Origin of the sequence: uncultured Maribacter sp. (genome assembly GCF_947500405.1) — a bacterium.
GTDB lineage: Bacteria > Bacteroidota > Bacteroidia > Flavobacteriales > Flavobacteriaceae > Maribacter_B.
Map to the genome: position 1 here is coordinate 189,067 of NZ_CANMRY010000007.1, position 18,374 is coordinate 207,440.

Consider the following 18,374-nt stretch of genomic DNA (forward strand, 5'->3'; position numbering starts at 1 on the left):
TCGATGTATGACTTAAATTTCTGTCTAATAATTATGAATTATTTTTATTTAACATTACTTTTGCACCAAATTTTGTTAACCAAAGGTCTACATCAATATGTCTAAAGACATTCGAATTAAAAAGGGCTTAAATATTAAACTTATAGGTGCTGCAGAGGAAACAACTTCTAAAGCAGTGTTAAGTAATGTTTATGCAATCCAATTAGATGATTTTCACGGAATAATACCTAAAATGTTGGTAAAGCAAGGTGCTCAAGTAAAAGCAGGAGAACCATTGTTTTATAACAAGAGTATAGAAGATATGTTGTTTGTGTCTCCTGTTAGTGGTGAGTTAGTGGAAATTGTAAGAGGGGCAAGAAGAAGAATACTAACTTTGAAGATTAAAGCAGATAAAGAACAATCTGTTCTTGAGCACTCTTCTTTAAACTTAGCTTCTGCTACCGAAGAAGAAATTAAAAGTTATTTGTTAAAAGGAGGTTGTTGGCCATTTGTAAAGCAAAGGCCTTACGATGTTATTGCAAATCCTGCTAATAAGCCAAAGGCTATTTTTGTTTCAGGATACGCAACGGCTCCATTAGCAGTAGATTTGAATTATGTTTTAAAAGGTAAAGAAGCGCAATTGCAAGCTGCTTTAACAGCATTGTCTAAGTTAACATCAGGGAAAGTTCATGTTTCTGTAGGGGCTTCTGGGAATTCTCCATTATCTGGATTAGATAATATAGAGTTGCATAAAGTATCGGGGCCACACCCTGCAGGCTTAGTAGGTACTCAGATAAATAAAATAAATCCTGTTAATAAAGGGGAGGTTGTTTGGACAGTAAGTGCTCAAGATTTAGTTATAATAGGAGATTTGTTACTTACTGGAAAGTTTAATGCAGAAAGAACAGTTGCGTTAGTAGGTTCTTCTGTTAAAGCACCAAAATATTATAGTACAATAATTGGAGCAGAGGTTTCTACTTTCTTATATGCTAGTGGCGTAAATTCAGAAAATTTTAGAGTTATTAATGGGGATGTTTTAACAGGAACTAAAAGTAGCCCAGATGGTAACTTAGGATACTACAACAATACGGTTTCTGTTATTCCTGAAGGAGATGATTATGAACTGTTTGGATGGAATAAGCCTGTTTTTAATAAGATTTCTACATCAAGAGCAATGACTTTTTCTTGGTTAACACCAAACAAGAAGTTCGATTTAAATACAAATACAAACGGAGAACATCGCGCATTTGTAACAACAGGAAATTATGAAGAGGTTTTTCCTCTAGATATTTTTCCTATGCAAATTCTAAAAGCTTGTATGTATAAAGATTTAGATGAGATGGAAGCTTTAGGAATGTATGAAGTTGCACCAGAAGATTTTGCATTAACTGAATTTATATGTGTGTCTAAGCAACCGCACCAGAAAATTATAAGAGAAGGTTTAGACTTAATGCTTAAAGAAATAGGATAATGGGTTTAAAGAGTAATTTACATAATATAAAAGAGAAGTATAAAGGAACAAAAATGGCTCCTGCATTTAATGCAATCCATACTTTTTTATACTTGCCAAATGAGACTACGCATAATGGTACTCATATAAAAGCAGCCGATGATTTAAAGCGTACCATGAACACCGTAATTATGGCAATGGTGCCATGTTTAATTTTTGGTATGTTCAATGCAGGTTACCAGCATAATGTGGCTTTTGGAACAGGTTCTGTTATTTCAGGAGGGTTGTTTAGTGCAGAATTCTGGTCTTTAGATAATTTATTAATTGGTGCATGGAAAATTATCCCAATACTAGTAGTTTCTTATGGTGTTGGTTTATTAATAGAGTTTATTTTTGCGGTAATTAAAAAACACGAAGTAGAAGAAGGGTACTTAGTAACTGGTATGTTAGTACCGCTTATTGTTCCTGTAGATATTCCACTTTGGATGTTAGCAGTAGCAGTAGCATTTGGTGTTGTAATAGGAAAAGAGGTTTTTGGGGGAACAGGAATGAATATTCTAAACCCTGCTTTAACTATAAGAGCGTTTTTATTCTTTGCTTACCCAACATGGATGTCTGGAGATAAAGTTTGGGTAGAAGGAGCTGTTAAACAGGATCAACTTATTGCAGCAGGTGAAAACTTAGATGCTATTTCTGGAGAAACTATATTAGGTAGTTTAGCACAAAATAAAGAAGCTGGTTATGATGTTATGGATATGTTCTTTGGTTTTATTCCAGGGTCTGTAGGAGAAACATCTACCTTGTTAATATTACTAGGAGGTTTATTTTTAATTTTTACTAAAATAGGAAGTTGGAGAATTATGTTATCCTCTGTAATAGGAGCATTGGTAATGGGTCTAATTTTTAATGGAGTAGTAAGTTCTGGTTGGATTACTGAAAGCAGTAAATTTTATGGACTAATGAGTACAGAATTTTGGCATCACTTATTAATTGGTGGTTTTGCTTTTGGTACTGTATTTATGGCAACGGATCCAGTAACTGCTTCTCAAACAAATAAGGGTAAATGGATATACGGTTTTTTAATAGGGTTTATTTCAATACTAATACGTGTATTTAACCCAGCTTATCCGGAAGGTGTTATGCTTGCCATTTTATTAATGAATGTATTTGCACCAACAATTGATCACTATGTGGTTCAAGGAAATGTAAAACAAAGAATGAAACGTCTAAAAGCAAAAACAGCCTAACGATGGAGAATAGAACAGATAAAAATTCATATACAATTCTATTTGCTATAGGTATGGTGCTTGTAGTAGGTGCTTTACTAGCATTTGCAGCATCATTTTTAAAACCAAATATAGATGAGAATAAACGCCTAGAAAAGCAACAAAACATTTTGTATGCAATGGGTGTTAATGAAAATGATGAGAGTAATGCAAATTTTGTTTCTACCGCTGACGCTCCAGAATTGTTTAAGAAGTACATAGAAAAACAATTAGTTATTCAAGGAGCAGATGTTGTTGAAGATAAAGAGGCTTACTTAATAGATGTTAAAAAAGAACAAACAAATGCAAAAGCAGGTAAAGAAAGAAAACTGCCTTTATTTGTTGGTAAAAAGGATGATAAAACATTCTATATAGCGCCAATTAGAGGTAAAGGTCTTTGGGATGCTATTTGGGCATATGTTGCAATGGATAAAAACATGGTAGTGCAAGGTGTTTTCTTTGACCACAAAGGAGAAACTGCTGGTTTAGGTGCAAACATTAATAAGCGTTTCTTTATGGATGATTTTATTGGTGAAGATTTAAAGAACAATGGAACTTTTAAAGGTATTGATGTAGCTAAAGGAAATGCCGATCCGTTAAATAAAGATAAATCAGACAATGAAGTAGATGCTATTGCAGGTGCTACTATAACAGGAAATGGTGTTTCGGCAATGCTTAAAAGCGAGTTGAAATTATATGTACCATATTTTGAAACTTTAAAAAATTAATAATTTATGGGACTTTTATCAAAAAAAGACGCACAGTTAATTACAGACCCATTAGCAGATAATAACCCAATAACAATACAAGTATTAGGTATATGTTCTGCATTAGCAATTACAGCAGAGTTAAAAGCTTCTCTAGTAATGGCAATTTCAGTACTTTTTGTATTAGGATTAGGTAACGTGGTTATTTCTTTAATGCGAAATATAATACCGTCAAAAATTAGAATTATAGTACAATTAATAGTAGTTGCTGCTCTGGTAATTATAGTAGATTTAGTGCTTAAAGCTTTTGCTTATGAGTTAAGTAAAACACTTTCTGTTTTTGTGGGATTAATTATTACTAACTGTATAATTATGGGGCGTTTTGAAGCTTTTGCTTTAGGAAATGGGCCATGGAAATCCTTTTTAGACGGTATTGGTAATGCTGTAGGTTATGGTGTTATTTTAATAATTGTTGGTTTTTTTAGAGAATTGTTTGGTTCAGGAACGTTATTTGGAATACCAGTTTTAGGAGATCCAATTGCAAAGACAGGTTTGTATGCTATAGGTTATGAAAATAATGGATTTATGATTATGCCACCAATGGCCTTAATTGTTGTGGGAATAATTATTTGGATACAACGTACTAAAAACAAAGCATTAATAGAAGATTAAAAAATATTGAAGCGTTAGAGGAGATAAACTAACCACTAGAAAATCAATATTTAATATAATAAAATATGGAGCATATAGAATTATTTTTTAAATCAATATTCATAGATAATATGGTATTCTCGGTTTTCTTGGGAATGTGTTCTTATCTAGCGGTATCTAAAAAAGTATCAACAGCTGTAGGTCTTGGAGCAGCAGTAATATTTGTATTAGCAATAACAGTACCTTTAAACTGGCTGTTAGATCAATACCTTTTACAACCAGGAGCTCTATCTTGGTTAGGTACAGAGTATGCAGAGTATGACTTAAGTTTCTTGTCTTTTATCATGTTTATTGCAACTATTGCGACCATGGTACAGCTAGTAGAAATAGTTGTAGAGAAATTTTCTCCTTCTTTATACAATTCATTAGGAATATTTTTACCACTTATCGCTGTAAACTGTGCAATTTTAGGAGGGTCGTTATTTATGCAGTCTAGAGAAATTGCTTCTTTAGGTTTGGCAACCACCTATGGTATTGGTTCTGGTATTGGATGGTTTTTGGCAATTTTAGCAATTGCTGCTATACGTGAAAAAATTAGATATTCTAATGTGCCTCCAGCATTAAGAGGGTTAGGGATAACTTTTATAATTACTGGGTTAATGGCAATAGGATTTATGAGTTTTGGTGGTATGCTTACAGGTGGAGATGAAGAAGCTCCTAAGGAAGAAAAAACAGTTACCATTAAAGCTACTGAAGATAATAAAGAAGTGTTAGCTAACAACATAAAAGCAAATAAGTAAAATGATTTTAGCCGCAGGTACATTAGGAACAATAATAGCAACAGTAACAGCTTTTTTAATTATTACGCTTTTGTTAGTTGCTTTACTATTATTTGTAAAACAAAAATTATCACCATCTGGTCCAGTAAAAATTACAATCAATGGTGAAAAGGAGATTGAAGTAGCTTCTGGAGGAAGCTTACTATCAACACTAGGAAGTAATAAAGTGTTTTTACCATCTGCATGTGGTGGTGGTGGAACATGTATTCAATGTGAATGTCACGTACTAACTGGTGGTGGAGAAGCTTTACCAACCGAAACACCTCATTTTTCTAGAAAAGAATTAAGTCATGGAGCTCGTTTAGCTTGTCAAGTTAAAGTTAAACAGGACATGGAAATTACGATTCCTGAAGAAGTATTTGGAATTAAAAAATGGAATGCAAAAGTAGTTCGTAACTACAATGTAGCATCTTTTATAAAGGAATTTGTTGTTGAAATTCCTGAAGACATGGGCTATAAAGCTGGTGGTTATATTCAAATTGAGATTCCTCAATGTGAAGTAAAATATGCTGATATAGACATTACTGCGCACCCTGAAGAACACGAAACGCCAGATAAATTTAAAGCAGAGTGGGATAAATTTAATCTTTGGCCTTTAGTTATGAAAAACCCAGAGACTGTAGAAAGAGCTTATTCAATGGCTTCTTTCCCAGCAGAAGGCAGAGAAATTATGCTTAATGTTAGGATTGCTACGCCGCCATGGGATCGTTCTAAAAATGGATGGATGGATGTTAATCCTGGTGTTGCTTCTTCGTATATTTTTAATTTGAAAAAAGGAGATGATGTTGTTATATCTGGCCCTTATGGAGAGTTCTTTATAAATGAATCTGACGCAGAAATGCTTTATGTTGGTGGTGGTGCAGGTATGGCTCCAATGCGTTCACATTTATACCATCTATTTAAAACATTAAGAACAGATAGAAAAGTTACATATTGGTATGGTGGGCGTTCTAAAAGAGAATTATTTTATCTTGAACATTTCTATGCATTAGAAAAAGAATTTCCAAACTTTAAATTTTATTTAGCTCTCTCTGAGCCTATGGAAGAAGATAACTGGAAAGTTAAAGAAGATATTGATGCTCCTGGAGATGGTTTTGTTGGTTTTATTCATAATTGTGTGATAGACAATTATTTAAGTAAACATGAGTCTCCTGAAGATATAGAATTATATTTCTGTGGACCACCATTAATGAACAAAGCGGTTCAGAAAATGGGTGAAGATTTTGGTCTTGCTGATGAGAATATTAGATTTGATGATTTTGGTGGATAAATTTAGTATCTATAGAAATGTAAATTCTAAATAAATTTTAAAAGCCGATATATTTTATATCGGCTTTTTTATACAAGAAAATGAAAAAACAATTAACAGAGCAAGAACTACATAACCTAGCAATGAATATTGTTGGTAAAGAGCTAGAATCTAATGGTTTTGAGTTTATGGCAGTGAATAGCGAGTTAAAAAAGAACCCGCAATTTGTTTGTCTTAGGGATAAGAAAATGACCTTTGTTGTTGTTAAAGCAATAAGTTATCCAGGGGATCCAAAAGATTTAGATTTTTTTATGTCAGATTTAAATAAAATGAGAGACCATGCTCTAAAGTTTGAAGCAGAAACCTTTTATGCTGGTGTGGGTTTAGTAAATGCTGCAGATTACAATTTGCCAGTGTATTTAAATGAAGAATATATAGTGGATTATGATGGACTTGTTAAAATTTAAAAGCCTCCTTTATTTGATTGTATTTGTTGTTTTACTTTTCTCCTGTAAAGAACATAAACAAGAATTTGTTAGGAATGATGCTAATGGAGCTGCTTTAGGAACTACTTATAGTTTAATTTATTTTTCTGAACAGACGTTAGATTTAAAACTTCAAATTGATTCTGTTTTTACTGTAATAAACCAATCTTTATCAACTTATATTCCAGAATCTGATATTTCTAAAATTAACCGTGGCGATTCTACTTTAGTTGTAGATACTATGTTCCAGGAAGTTTTTGAGCTTTCTAAAGAAGTTAATAAGACTACTAAAGGATATTTTGACCCAACTGTTGGAACTTTAGTAAATGCTTGGGGTTTTGGCCCAGGAAAACAAATTGCGTTGGATAGCTCTAAAGTAGATAGTCTTTTAAAATATGTAGGTTTTAATAAGGTAAGTTTAACTAGAGAACATCGTATTAAAAAGGAAAATTCAAATATTTATTTTGATTTTAACGCTATTGCAAAGGGTTATGCTATAGATAGATTGGCTGTAATGATGAATAATTATGGAATACATAATTATCTTTTAGAAGTAGGGGGAGAGCTGGTTGCAAAAGGCATTAATCCAAATAAAAATAAATCTTGGGTTGTTGGTATAGACGACCCGCAAGTGATAGAAGGAAGGCAATTGAAACTCATGATAAAATTAGAAGATAAAGCTATGGCTTCTTCTGGTAATTATAGAAAATTTAGAGTAGATGAGAGTACAGGAAAAAAATATGTACATACTATAAACCCTATTACTGGTTATACTAAAAACGGAACTACTTTGGGAGTTACTATTATTGCTAGTTCTTGTGCAGAGGCAGATGCATATGCGACATCGTTTATGGTAATGGAACTTAAGGAGGTTAAGATGTTACTTAATAATAATAAAACTTTAGAAGCTTATATTATTTATTTGGATAATAATGGAGAAACTCAAGAGTTTATGACTAAGGGTATTAAAGAGCTTATTGTAGAATAATTATTTTCTAACTATTGGAATAATTTCACCTTGTGCTAATCGGTATTTGTTTACGTCTTCTTTAGAAAGAACATTGGTGTAATCTTGTTCTTCAACTGTAAAGCCAATACTTCTTAATTTATTAAAATAATCTCTACCATAAATACGGACATGATCATATTGGCCAAATATTTTTGCACGTTCTTTTTTATTGGTAATAGAATTATCTTCAAAAGTAGTTTCACGTTCTAATTCTTGGGGAATTTGAAAAATTCCCCAACCACCAGGTTTTAAAACTCTATATAACTCTTGCATAGCTTTAGTATCATCTGGGATATGTTCCAAGACATGATTACAAAAAATAACATCATAAGAGCTGTCTTTAAAAGGAAGGTTACAAATATCTGCTTTTACATCTGCTAAAGGGGAGTTTAAATCTGTAGTAGTGTATTCTATATTTTTTAATTTTCTAAAACACTTGTAAAACGCTTGTTCTGGAGCAAAATGTAAAACTTTAAGCGTATCAGTAAAAAAGTTAGTTTCATTTTTTAAATACAACCACAAAAGACGATGTCTTTCTAAAGATAGGGTAGAAGGGGAAAGCACGTTTTCTCTTTGGTCTTCATAGCCATACGGAAGAAATTTTTTATAACTCTTACCGTCTATTGGGTCTGTATAGTTATTTCCTCTCATGAAAAACGCTAAAATGGGCCTTACCAAGTAGCTTAACTTTATAAGTAGTGGCCTTGGTATAAGATTTAAAAAAAACTTGAATATTTTTGACACTAATCAGATTATTTTTTTAGAGCAGTTACTTGTATTTCAATCTTCATTTTAGGGTCTGCTAATCCAGCAGAAAACATAGTTGCTGCAGGTCTTATTTCTCCAAAGTAGCTGCGAAGTGTAGGCCAGCATTTTTCAAAATCTGCACTATTAGGTAAAATATAGGTTACTCTTACTACATCGCTAATTTGCGAATCAGCTTTCTCTAAAGTAGCAACAATATTTTTCATACATTGTTTCGTTTGGGCAACAATATCATCTTTAATGTTCATGGTAGTGTAATCATAGCCTGTTGTTCCAGAAATAAAAATCCAATTACCATCTATTACTGCTCTAGAGTATCCTATTTCTTTTTCAAAATTTGAACCTGAACTTATTAATTTTCTAGCCATTTTTATAAAGCTTTTACTTAATTTCTAAACTCGTCTTCTTCGGTACTTGTAATTTTTAATGCTTCGTAAATATATTTAAACGTAGAGAGTAACTCTGGTTTCCCATTTACAATAGCAACATCATGTTCAAAATGTGCGCTTGGTTTGCCGTCTGCAGTTAAGATTGTCCAACCGTCTTTTAATTGTTTTATTCTACGTGTACCTAGATTTGTCATTGGTTCAATAGCAACAACCATACCTTCTACAAACTTTTTACCTCTTCCTCTTCTGCCATAATTTGGCATTTCTGGATCTTCATGCATTTTACGACCTAAACCATGACCTACAAGTTCTCGAACAACACCGTAGCCGTGGTCTTCTGTATATTTTTGAATAGCGTAGCCAACATCGCCAACTCTATTGCCAGCTTTAAATTCGCGAATCCCTACGTATAAAGATTCTTTGGTAACATCTAGCATTTTTTTTGTTTCAGGGGCTACTTCTCCAACTTCAAAAGTATAGGCGTGATCTCCGTAGAAATCATTTTTTAAAGCACCACAATCAATAGAAATAATATCACCTTCTATAAGCGGCGTTTTATTAGGAATACCATGTACTATTTGGGCATTTGGACTCATGCATAATGTATTAGGAAAATCATACAAACCTAAAAATCCAGGAATTGCTCCGTGATCTCTTATAAAGGTTTCTGCAAGTTTATCTAACTGCAAAGTGGTTACTCCTGGTTTTACTTCGCCAGCAAGCATCCCTAATGTTTTAGAAACTATTAGTGCACTTTCGCGCATTAATTCTATTTCTTCAGGTGTTTTTACTATAATCATAGTTTGCAAAGGTAAATATTTACATTTAAGAAAGAAAACCTTTATATGTTATGCATAGTAGATTACTAGATAGTATTAAGATTAAGATGTAACTCTTTAAAATAGGTAAAAGCAGCTTGTAGTCTAAAGCCATACCATGAAAAATATTCACCATCAACCAAAATAACTTTAGGTGAATTATTTAATTTTTTAATTTCTGAAATATGTTTATCAGAAAATGGAAAAGGCTCTGATGAAAGTAGAATTAATTGCGCAGTAGTTTGTTTAATATCTTCTGAAGTAATTGTTGGGTATCTTTCTTGAGTATTTCTTAGATTGGTAAAATTATTAATTGTTAATAAAGAATTTATAAATGTGTCTTTTCCTGCTAACATCCAAGGGTTTTTCCAGATAAAATATAGAACACTAACTTTAGGTTTGTTTTTAATAAATTTTTGAAAACCTTCTAGTTCACTTTTAATATTAGTAGTTATTTTAGAAGCTTTTTCTTTACAATTAAAAAGGTTTTGATATTGTTCTATAAGATGAAATACATTTGTTATATTTTTTATATCAGAAACATGAACTTCATATTCTTTTTCTAAGGTAAAAACAATGTCTTTGGTATTTTCTTCTTTATTGCACAGAATAATATTGGGCTTTAAGGCTTTTATTTTTTCGAGCGATATATTTTTTGTGCCGCCAACAATTTCTTTGTTTTTTCTTAAATGGTTTGGATGTACACAGAACTTTGTAACTCCAACAATATATTCTTCTAAACCTAGGTCTACCAATAATTCTGTTTCTGAAGGTACTAAGGATATAATACGAAAAGGCCAGCTGGGTAAAACAATTGTTCTACTTAGCTGGTCTTTTATAGTTGTTGCCATTCCGTGTAATTACACTAAGGAATGTTGCGTCATTGCTTTAGGTTGCGATACTCCAATTAATTTAAGTATGGTAGGGGCAACATCTCCAAGAACACCACTTTCAATATTTTTCAATTCTTTGTCTATTAAAATAATAGGAACAGGGTTTGTAGTGTGTGCTGTATGCGGGCTACCATCTGGATTCATCATAGTTTCGCAATTTCCATGATCGGCAATAAGAATGGTAGTATATCCATTTTCTAAACCTGTAGTAATTACATCTTTTGCGCAAATGTCTACGGCTTCACAAGCCTTAATAGCGGCACTCATTATTCCAGTATGGCCAACCATGTCTCCGTTAGCAAAGTTTAAGCAAACAAAATCTGCCTCTCCTTTTTGTAATTCTGGAACTAAGGCATCACGTAATTCATAAGCACTCATTTCTGGTTGTAAATCGTAGGTAGCAACTTTTGGAGAGTTTTTTAGAATACGAGATTCCCCTTTAAAAGGAGTTTCTTGTCCGCCAGAAAAGAAAAAAGTAACATGCGGATACTTTTCTGTTTCTGCAATACGGATTTGTTTTCTATTATTTTTTTCTAATACCTCGCCTAAAGTCTCCGTAATATTATCTTTATTGAATATTACTTTTATTCCTTTAAAATCATCACTATAATTAGTTATAGTAACGTAGTAAAGGTCTAGTGTTTTGGTATTGTATTCTGGAAAATCTTTTTGGTTTAACATTTCTGTTAACTCTCTACCTCTATCTGTTCTAAAGTTAAAAAAGATAACTACATCATCCTTTTCAATAGTAGCTAAAGGTTGTCCGTTAGTATCTATAGCAATTAGTGGCTTTATAAATTCATCCGTAATATCTGCATCATAATTTTCTTGTATGCTGTTTGCTATAGAATTGGTTTTTGTTCCAGTAGCATTAACAAGAGCATCATAAGCTAATTGTACACGTTCCCAACGCTTATCTCTGTCCATTGCATAATAACGCCCAGTAACAGAAGCAAGTTTTGTGTTTGTACCAGAGATATAGTTTTCAATATCTTCTACATAACCTTTTCCAGATTTAGGGTCTACATCTCTACCGTCTGTAAAAGCATGGATATACGAATTTTGTACGCCTGCACTATTTGCAGCATCAATAAATCCTTTTAAATGATTCGTATGTGCGTGTACACCACCATTACTTAGTAACCCTAAAAAATGTACTTTTTTATTATTTTCTTTAGCATAAGCAAGGGCATCTACTAATTCTTTTTCGTCTTTTAAAGTATTGTTTTCTACCGCTAAATTAATCTTAGCCAAATCTTGATAAACAATTCTACCAGCTCCTAAATTCATGTGACCCACCTCACTATTTCCCATTTGTCCTGTAGGTAAACCTACATGTTCGCCATCTGTTCTTAGAGTTGCGTTTGGATAGTTGTGGTATAAGGAGTCTATAAAAGGAGTTTGCGCATTATCTATAGCAGATACTTTTGGATCTGGCGATTTCCCCCAACCATCCAGTATCATTAGGATTACTTTTTTATTCATAATTGTAGTGTCTTTACAATACCAAAAGTACTATGATTTGTTTACTTAAACTAAGTTTAAAGCCCATTTTTTAGGGGTTTTTATAGTTTGTTGTATCTGTTTTCAAAAAATGTTAAAGATGTTAAATTTTTATTATTTCCGTAATTGTTTTGTAACAAATTATATTTCTTGTCGTCTCTTTAATATCAAATCATTTATTCATCAATTAAAAAAATCATCATGAAAAAATCAACAGTAATTACCGCTATTATGGGTGTGCTTTTATGTACAGGAGTAATGGCAAACGAAAACGTTAATTCATTAAAATTGAATGAAACGCAATTGGTATTAAATTCTGAAATTAGTACTTTTTGTAAAGCTATTCTTAAAGGAGATGTAGATTTAGTAAAAGGCATGATTGAAGTCGGAGAAGATGTAAACAAAATTTCTGTAGGAATGACGCCAGCAATTTTTGCTGCTCGTTATAATAGAGTAGAAATTTTAGAGCTTCTTATTGCTAATGGGGCTAACCTTAAGATTAAATGTAAAAACGGACTTTCTATTACAGAGATTGCTAAGGCTTCTAATGCAACTGATGCTCTTGCTTTGTTGAAGAAAGCTAAAAAAGTAAAAAAGGCAAAGAGAATTAAGTAAGAAAATGTACTAAAAAGAATCCCATTCCTAATCAGGATGGGATTTTTTTTATACTATATTCACTTCAAATAGTGTTCAGGTAAAAGAGCGCGAATAATGTAATTAAAATTCAAATCCAGTAAATGCTCTATACATAAAAGCATAGATGGCGAATGCTAACATTGCACCACAAAAAACAGAATATATTTTAAGCAATATTACGGCAATATTAGGGTGACAATTTTCAAAGGCTTGTTGGTAAATGTTTCTAAAGTGTAATAATGTTCCCATATAGTTTTGTTTAATAATTAAAAATTACAAAGCTATAAGGATTAAATCTGAGACGGTAATAAGACTGTGGGAGCCCCAAATGTAGAAAAAAAAATAGAACTTTCGACGATTAATTAAATTTATTCGATAAGCTGTAAAATATAAGTAAATTGCTTATAATCAATTATAAAGAGAGTGTTTTTTGTCGAAATTTAAGGAGCTTTTATCGGTTTAATTTAAACATTTCCTTTATATTTCTTAATTGCTTCTTTTATTTTTTCTATTCTATTTTCTGGGTCTGGGTGCGTACTTTGAAATTCTGGTGTTCTATTAGGTCCTGCTGCTGCTTTAAGTATTTGCATAACTTTTATCATTTCTTCAGGTTGGTATCCTGATTGTATCATAAAAAGAACACCAAGTTCATCACTTTCTAGCTCATCTCCACGGCCATTGGTTAATAATTTGTTTTGGCCAATACCACCAACTAGTCCGCCCATATCTGCACCAACACTAGCACCCATAGTTAGGGTTTGCCAAAAATTACTGTCCGCAATACGTTCTGCAGAATGGCGACCAATAACATGTCCTATTTCGTGACCAAGAACACCTGCTAGTTGTGCCTCATTTAATTGAGAAAAAAGCGCATAGGTAATAAATATTTGACCTCCAGGTAATGCAAAAGCATTAATAGTTTGGGTGTCTGCTAATAAATGAAAATCATATTTATAGGGGGTTTCCCTGGCAATACTACTATTTACCAATTTATTGCCAACAGCATCTACAAAGGCTTGCATACGCTCATCTGGGTAAAGACCACCGTGCTGTTGCGAAATTTCGGGTAAACTTTGTAAACCTATAGCAATTTCTTGCTCCGCGGTCATGTTTATATTTTGGGTTCTTCCTGTGTATTCGTTTTTCTCACTGTTATTACAGCGTTGTATAAAGGCAAATGCTACAATAGCGAGGCCTATAAAAATTCGAATTTTCCAACTTCCTCTTCTCATGGCTTATAGTGTTTTATAGGCCAACAATATACAAAAGAGTTAGAGAAGGTCTTTATTTATGTCTAAAATATTATTACGCACGTAATTTTTTATAAAACCATTTGTAAAATGTTCACTTCCATAAAAATCTTCTTGTTGTAATAATAAAAGAATATTTTTTCTTCTAAAGGCCGTTAACATAGGTTTAGAAATTGGGGCATAGCTATAATGCCAAGGTTCATATTTAAAACCTTTTCTTTTAGGATGGTCCGTGTATACTAAGTAAAAACCATATTTTTCGGAATTAGCATCCATCCAATTCTTAAAATCTTCATAAGGGCCTCCTTCTCCAAATTTATTTGGATCTAGAACATTTTCTTCTACTTTACGGTAACCGTCTACAATATCAACATCGGTTCCCCAATGGTGTCTGCTGGTTCCTGGAATAGTAGAATATTCTATAATTTTGTCAATAGCATCTATTGGTGTCATTCCATCTTCTTCGGTATAGTTATCATATTTTCTTTCCCAAATCTGGACTTGTCTCTCAAAATTTCTATAACTAGATACCACTTTTAAATCTATTCCAGCACTGTAAGCAGCTTTTTTCATTTCTAAAAAAGCATCATGAGCTTCTTTCCTAAGGTTTATGCCTTTACCATAAACCTTTATATCTTCTTTACCCATTAATTCTAAAATAGAATAGTCATTATCTTCTAATAAGATAGTTGATGGTATTGTTGATAAGGCTAATGTAGTTAAGCCACTTTTTTTTATGAATGATCTTCGTTGCATTTTAAATTGTATTAATTAGTGAAGGTGGTAATGGTTTATAAATTTAGTTATTTTTTTGCATTAGAGGTTAAATAAAGATACCCCTGATGTTTTTGTCTTAAATCATTTAGTGTAATTATATAGAAGTAGATACCAGAAGCAAGCCCATCATTTTTTGTAATAACAGAGCTTCTATTAGAGTAGCCATCAAATTCATTGGTATAATTATTTTTAGAAAATACCATGACACCATATCTATTATAAATTTGAAGATTATTATTTGGAGATTCTTCAATGCCATCTATTACTAAAAAGTCATTAACTCCGTCTCCATTTGGAGTCATATAATAATTATCTAGTTCTAAAAGATTATACGTTTCAAGTATATCGTTATTTCCGCCAATGGTTATTATGGAATAGTCATTAGGAACAAAAATGTCTGATGTTAAGGTTCCTAGTGTTAGTCCGCCTTGTACATCTGTATTTCCTAAGTCTACCCATTGTTGTTTGGATTTACTCCAACCCACCACTTTTAAATCGGTTATAAATTCTCCTAAAGTATTTATGTTGCTATAAATATCCCAGTTTAAAGTAACTGTAGAAGGTATAGCACCTTCTAAATGCCAAAATTCTTTCTCATTGACCTTTAAAAATTCGGTCTCCTTTTCATCAGTGTTAAATGATTCGTTAAAGGTAGAAGGTTCATTTGGGTCTTCATAAAAGTATGCGCATTTAGCAAATGCATTTGTAGCTTGTGAGTTTAGCGTTAACATTCGTAATCTATCTTCTGTACCTACAGGAAAAATAAAATCATCTTTATTTGTTATTGCAGCATAGCCATCTACTTTAGAAACCATATTTTCTCCAATATAGAAAGCACTATTTAAAAAATTAATATGTATATCTGTATTGTTTCTTGGTGTTACAATGTTTCCAGTTATTAAGTTTGCATTATTAAGTATCTCTATAGGGGTTTCTAAATATAAATTATTGTCAACCAAAATCTCTGAATCATAAAAAACAGGTGTATTAGTTCCTGAAACTGTTATAGATTTGTCATACCCGTAAAAACCTACTAATCCTAGATTTTCATTAAACACACCATCATTAACCAAATCTAAATGAAACCCTACGGAAGTGCCATTATGCACTTGCATTGCTCCAAAATTATGAACAGCGTCTTGCGCTACAATTATATTTTGTAGTAGAAGAAAGATAGATAGGGTTTTAAATAGCTTCATGTTTTTAGAATGTCATAGATATATTAGATATTCCACTATTGGTTTCATGAAAAGAGGAATCAAAAAATAAAGCGCTGGAAGTGGGTGTTGCAGAGTTATAAATTACACTGCCATTTTTTAAATAGGAAACTCTCCCTGTACAATCAACGTTAACTTCAAAATTATCACCTGGTAAATAAGTAGAATACCTTCCTTTGCTGGCTCCATGCTCATAGATATATACATTATTATTGCGATGTAGATATATAGCATAATCTAAAGTTGTATAGGAGGCATTTGTTGCTGGATCACTATTAAGACCTACCATTCTTAATTTATTGTTAGTTACAGCAGTAAAATTTAATTTTCCTTCTTCTCCTGCGGATATGGCATGAGAAATAGAATATCCTTGGGCATTCCATCCTGGACTAGAAGTTTTATTAAGAACACCTGCGTTATAGGTCATAGCTCCTGTTATAGCAATATCCATTGTTCCTAGATTGTATGTATTAGAACCATTAGCAACATTAAAACCATTGGGTAAAGTACTTGCACCTGTATCTGTGGAGACTTGAATGTCAAAACTACCACCGGTTCCACCTGAAGTAACATTAGCGGTTATTCTAGTAGTATTATTTATAGTTACATTATTTACTGTCTGCCCTGGTATTGCAACAGTAGCAGAGCCATCAAAAAAGTTGCCATTTATAATAATATCTCTAGTTTCATTTATAGAGAATTGTGAACAAGAACCATTAGTTGCATTGGAACTAGAAACAATAGGATGATTAAGGGGCATACCTATAAAATTAATATCTGGGTCAACACCATTAGAAAAAGTGTAAGATCCATCGGAATTTTGAATAAATTTTGCAGGAATAGAGGATATACTATAAGGGTCTGCTGCGGTACCACTACCCGAGATTAATATATTGTCATCGGCAACAATTATAGTTTCATTACCAGTTGGTTGAATTTGTTTCCATTCAGTATTATTATATTGGTATATATTTTTATCCTCAGAGTTGTATACCAAAGAACCTTCATGAGGGTTTACTATGGCATTTATTTCTGCTAATGTAGCAGAATGTATAGTAACTAAATCTCCTGCATTTGGAGCTTGCGCTTTTGCAAATAGAGAAATTAAGAAAGCAAAAATTAAGATAATCTTTTTCATCTTATTATAAATCTAAAATGGTAAACATGAACTCAGAATCAAATGTGTTTCTGTCTGATCCTCCATTATCGTTATCTCCTATAATTACTTGGAAACCTGTTGCTGTTTGGTTAGAGTATGATATTCCTGGGTCGTCATTCCCGGCACCACCCCTACCTGGTTGTGTTAATTGGATAATATAATCGGCATCAGATACTATACCACTTGCGAATGTTACTTGATATCTTCCTCGACTAATTCTAGAAGTTGTAACTCCTGTTGTTGCTTTTATAACACTACCACCACTAGAAATTTTACCAATAGCTTTTACAGGGTTGTAATTCGTAACCCATTCTGTTCCTGTTGCAGTGGCTGTTAGTACTTGCCCTGCAGTACCAGCAGAATCATTTTCATCAAGAACTGCTCCTTCTAGTTCTAATGTTTCTTTAATAATAACTTTAGTGCTACTAGATGCTTCATCAATATTTAAGGCTTCAACACCACCTACTGTAAAACTAATTTCATCTTGAAATGGGCTATACATACCAGTATTAGTATCATCATGAAACCTATATGCAGGTTCACCTACAGAACCATCTGAGTTTAGGTAGCCTTCCGAACGAATAGCTCCTGTAACATGAAATTTGTTTGCAGGGCTTGAAGTTCCAACTCCTAAACGATTATTTGTGTTATTCCAAAATAATTGCCCGTTATTTTCTGTAATACTACCATCCGTATCGGCAAAAAATATGGAGCCTGTTGTTCCTGTAGGGGATAAATCTGATAAGGGAACATCTAGGTCTCCATTAGAATCTGTAATCCTTAAATAATCTGTTCCGGCAACATTTACAGTAGTAAACGCCGTGTTTATTTCATTTGTAGTACTACCATCTGCTTCTGTAAAGTTGTTGTAAATACCATAAGGTAAGGAAGCAGAACCATCTCCTGTAATAGTAATGCCAGAGTTGCCAGCTACAATTCTTGTTTCTGTGCCGTCTGCATGTAAAGATGATAAATTTGCTACTCTAGTAGTTGGGTCGTCTTCAATTTTAAGAAGTAGCTCAAAAGTAGAACCATTAAAAGCAAACATTTCAACCGCTTGATCATCGGAAGATACATAAGGAGAAAGGTCAACCCCAGTAGCTCCAGTAGCAGGATTAGTAAGTGTAAGTACATTAGATGTAGTGTCTAAACTTAAATCGGAAAGTTCATTCGTAGCAGAAATATCTAGGTCGGCTAAAATATGATTATCTAAATTCGTTTGCACTATTGCAATATCTGCAGATTCTTCTAAATCGGAAAGGTCAGCAGAAAGCGTAGTACCGCTTTCGGTAACACTTAAGTTAGTCCCATCAAAAGTAACGGCAGAAATATC

At 32.8% G+C, this 18,374-nt stretch carries 20 protein-coding genes; 9 read left to right on the forward strand and 11 right to left on the reverse strand.

Features of this window, described 5'->3' with window-relative positions; translation table 11 throughout:
* Window positions 1–97: 97 nt before the first annotated feature.
* From Q0945_RS11495 to Q0945_RS11530, 8 genes are all read left to right on the forward strand, one after another.
* Window positions 98–1,450: a Na(+)-translocating NADH-quinone reductase subunit A gene (locus Q0945_RS11495; RefSeq protein WP_299434658.1), complete on the forward strand. Its 1,353-nt coding sequence runs from the start codon at window positions 98–100 to the stop codon at window positions 1,448–1,450.
* A complete protein-coding gene (locus Q0945_RS11500; protein ID WP_299434660.1) occupies window positions 1,450–2,676 on the forward strand; it encodes an NADH:ubiquinone reductase (Na(+)-transporting) subunit B in 1,227 nt (408 codons plus the stop codon). Before Q0945_RS11495 ends, Q0945_RS11500 begins: the two co-directional genes overlap by 1 nt.
* Window positions 2,677–2,678: 2 nt before the next feature.
* On the forward strand, window positions 2,679–3,422 hold the full coding sequence (locus Q0945_RS11505) for a Na(+)-translocating NADH-quinone reductase subunit C (protein ID WP_298488650.1): 744 nt from the start codon (window positions 2,679–2,681) through the stop codon (window positions 3,420–3,422).
* Window positions 3,423–3,428: 6 nt separating this feature from the next.
* A complete protein-coding gene (locus Q0945_RS11510; RefSeq protein WP_121069025.1) occupies window positions 3,429–4,073 on the forward strand; it encodes an NADH:ubiquinone reductase (Na(+)-transporting) subunit D in 645 nt (214 codons plus the stop codon).
* 65 nt (window positions 4,074–4,138) lie between these two features.
* A complete protein-coding gene (gene nqrE / locus Q0945_RS11515) occupies window positions 4,139–4,852 on the forward strand; it encodes an NADH:ubiquinone reductase (Na(+)-transporting) subunit E (protein ID WP_299434663.1) in 714 nt (237 codons plus the stop codon).
* A 1-nt stretch (window position 4,853) separates the two neighbouring features.
* On the forward strand, window positions 4,854–6,161 hold the full coding sequence (gene nqrF / locus Q0945_RS11520; protein ID WP_299434664.1) for an NADH:ubiquinone reductase (Na(+)-transporting) subunit F: 1,308 nt from the start codon (window positions 4,854–4,856) through the stop codon (window positions 6,159–6,161).
* A gap of 80 nt (window positions 6,162–6,241) precedes the next feature.
* Window positions 6,242–6,607, forward strand: a complete 366-nt coding sequence (locus Q0945_RS11525; protein WP_299434666.1) for a Na(+)-translocating NADH-quinone reductase subunit F — start codon at window positions 6,242–6,244, stop codon at window positions 6,605–6,607.
* A gap of 13 nt (window positions 6,608–6,620) precedes the next feature.
* Window positions 6,621–7,613 (forward strand): FAD:protein FMN transferase, encoded by a 993-nt coding sequence (locus Q0945_RS11530; RefSeq protein ID WP_366136297.1) that lies wholly within the window; start codon window positions 6,621–6,623, stop codon window positions 7,611–7,613.
* On the opposite strand, the gene Q0945_RS11535 is transcribed toward Q0945_RS11530, so the two are convergent.
* The 5 genes from Q0945_RS11535 to gpmI form a co-directional block, all read right to left on the reverse strand.
* Complete coding sequence (locus Q0945_RS11535) at window positions 7,614–8,378, reverse strand: class I SAM-dependent methyltransferase (protein WP_299434670.1); 765 nt, start codon at window positions 8,376–8,378, stop codon at window positions 7,614–7,616.
* Between the two features lie 8 nt (window positions 8,379–8,386).
* On the reverse strand, window positions 8,387–8,767 hold the full coding sequence (locus Q0945_RS11540; protein ID WP_299434672.1) for a RidA family protein: 381 nt from the start codon (window positions 8,765–8,767) through the stop codon (window positions 8,387–8,389).
* Window positions 8,768–8,784: 17 nt separating this feature from the next.
* Entirely contained in the window at window positions 8,785–9,588 is an 804-nt protein-coding gene (map, locus tag Q0945_RS11545) for a type I methionyl aminopeptidase (RefSeq protein ID WP_299434674.1), read from the reverse strand.
* 65 nt (window positions 9,589–9,653) lie between these two features.
* A complete protein-coding gene (locus tag Q0945_RS11550; protein ID WP_299434676.1) occupies window positions 9,654–10,457 on the reverse strand; it encodes a helical backbone metal receptor in 804 nt (267 codons plus the stop codon).
* A gap of 9 nt (window positions 10,458–10,466) precedes the next feature.
* Window positions 10,467–11,984, reverse strand: a complete 1,518-nt coding sequence (gene gpmI, locus Q0945_RS11555; protein ID WP_299434678.1) for a 2,3-bisphosphoglycerate-independent phosphoglycerate mutase — start codon at window positions 11,982–11,984, stop codon at window positions 10,467–10,469.
* A gap of 219 nt (window positions 11,985–12,203) precedes the next feature.
* Here gpmI and Q0945_RS11560 point away from each other — a divergent pair, with 219 nt between their 5' ends.
* Window positions 12,204–12,617: an ankyrin repeat domain-containing protein gene (locus tag Q0945_RS11560; protein WP_299434680.1), complete on the forward strand. Its 414-nt coding sequence runs from the start codon at window positions 12,204–12,206 to the stop codon at window positions 12,615–12,617.
* 102 nt (window positions 12,618–12,719) lie between these two features.
* Here Q0945_RS11560 and Q0945_RS11565 read toward each other — a convergent pair whose 3' ends face one another.
* The 6 genes from Q0945_RS11565 to Q0945_RS11590 all read right to left on the reverse strand — a co-directional run.
* Window positions 12,720–12,887 (reverse strand): DUF6747 family protein, encoded by a 168-nt coding sequence (locus Q0945_RS11565; RefSeq protein WP_170146766.1) that lies wholly within the window; start codon window positions 12,885–12,887, stop codon window positions 12,720–12,722.
* Window positions 12,888–13,102: 215 nt separating this feature from the next.
* Window positions 13,103–13,870, reverse strand: coding sequence for a M48 family metalloprotease (locus tag Q0945_RS11570; protein ID WP_299434683.1), 768 nt, complete (start codon window positions 13,868–13,870; stop codon window positions 13,103–13,105).
* Between the two features lie 39 nt (window positions 13,871–13,909).
* Window positions 13,910–14,644 carry a M15 family metallopeptidase gene (locus Q0945_RS11575; protein ID WP_299434685.1) on the reverse strand — a complete coding sequence of 245 codons (735 nt, stop codon included), beginning with the start codon at window positions 14,642–14,644 and terminating at the stop codon, window positions 13,910–13,912.
* A 47-nt stretch (window positions 14,645–14,691) separates the two neighbouring features.
* Complete coding sequence (locus Q0945_RS11580) at window positions 14,692–15,864, reverse strand: gliding motility-associated C-terminal domain-containing protein (RefSeq protein WP_299434687.1); 1,173 nt, start codon at window positions 15,862–15,864, stop codon at window positions 14,692–14,694.
* 4 nt (window positions 15,865–15,868) lie between these two features.
* Entirely contained in the window at window positions 15,869–17,020 is a 1,152-nt protein-coding gene (locus tag Q0945_RS11585; protein ID WP_299434689.1) for a hypothetical protein, read from the reverse strand.
* Window positions 17,021–17,024: 4 nt separating this feature from the next.
* Window positions 17,025–18,374, reverse strand: a 1,350-nt coding sequence (locus Q0945_RS11590) for a hypothetical protein (protein ID WP_299434691.1), incomplete at its 5' end; no start/stop codon positions are given.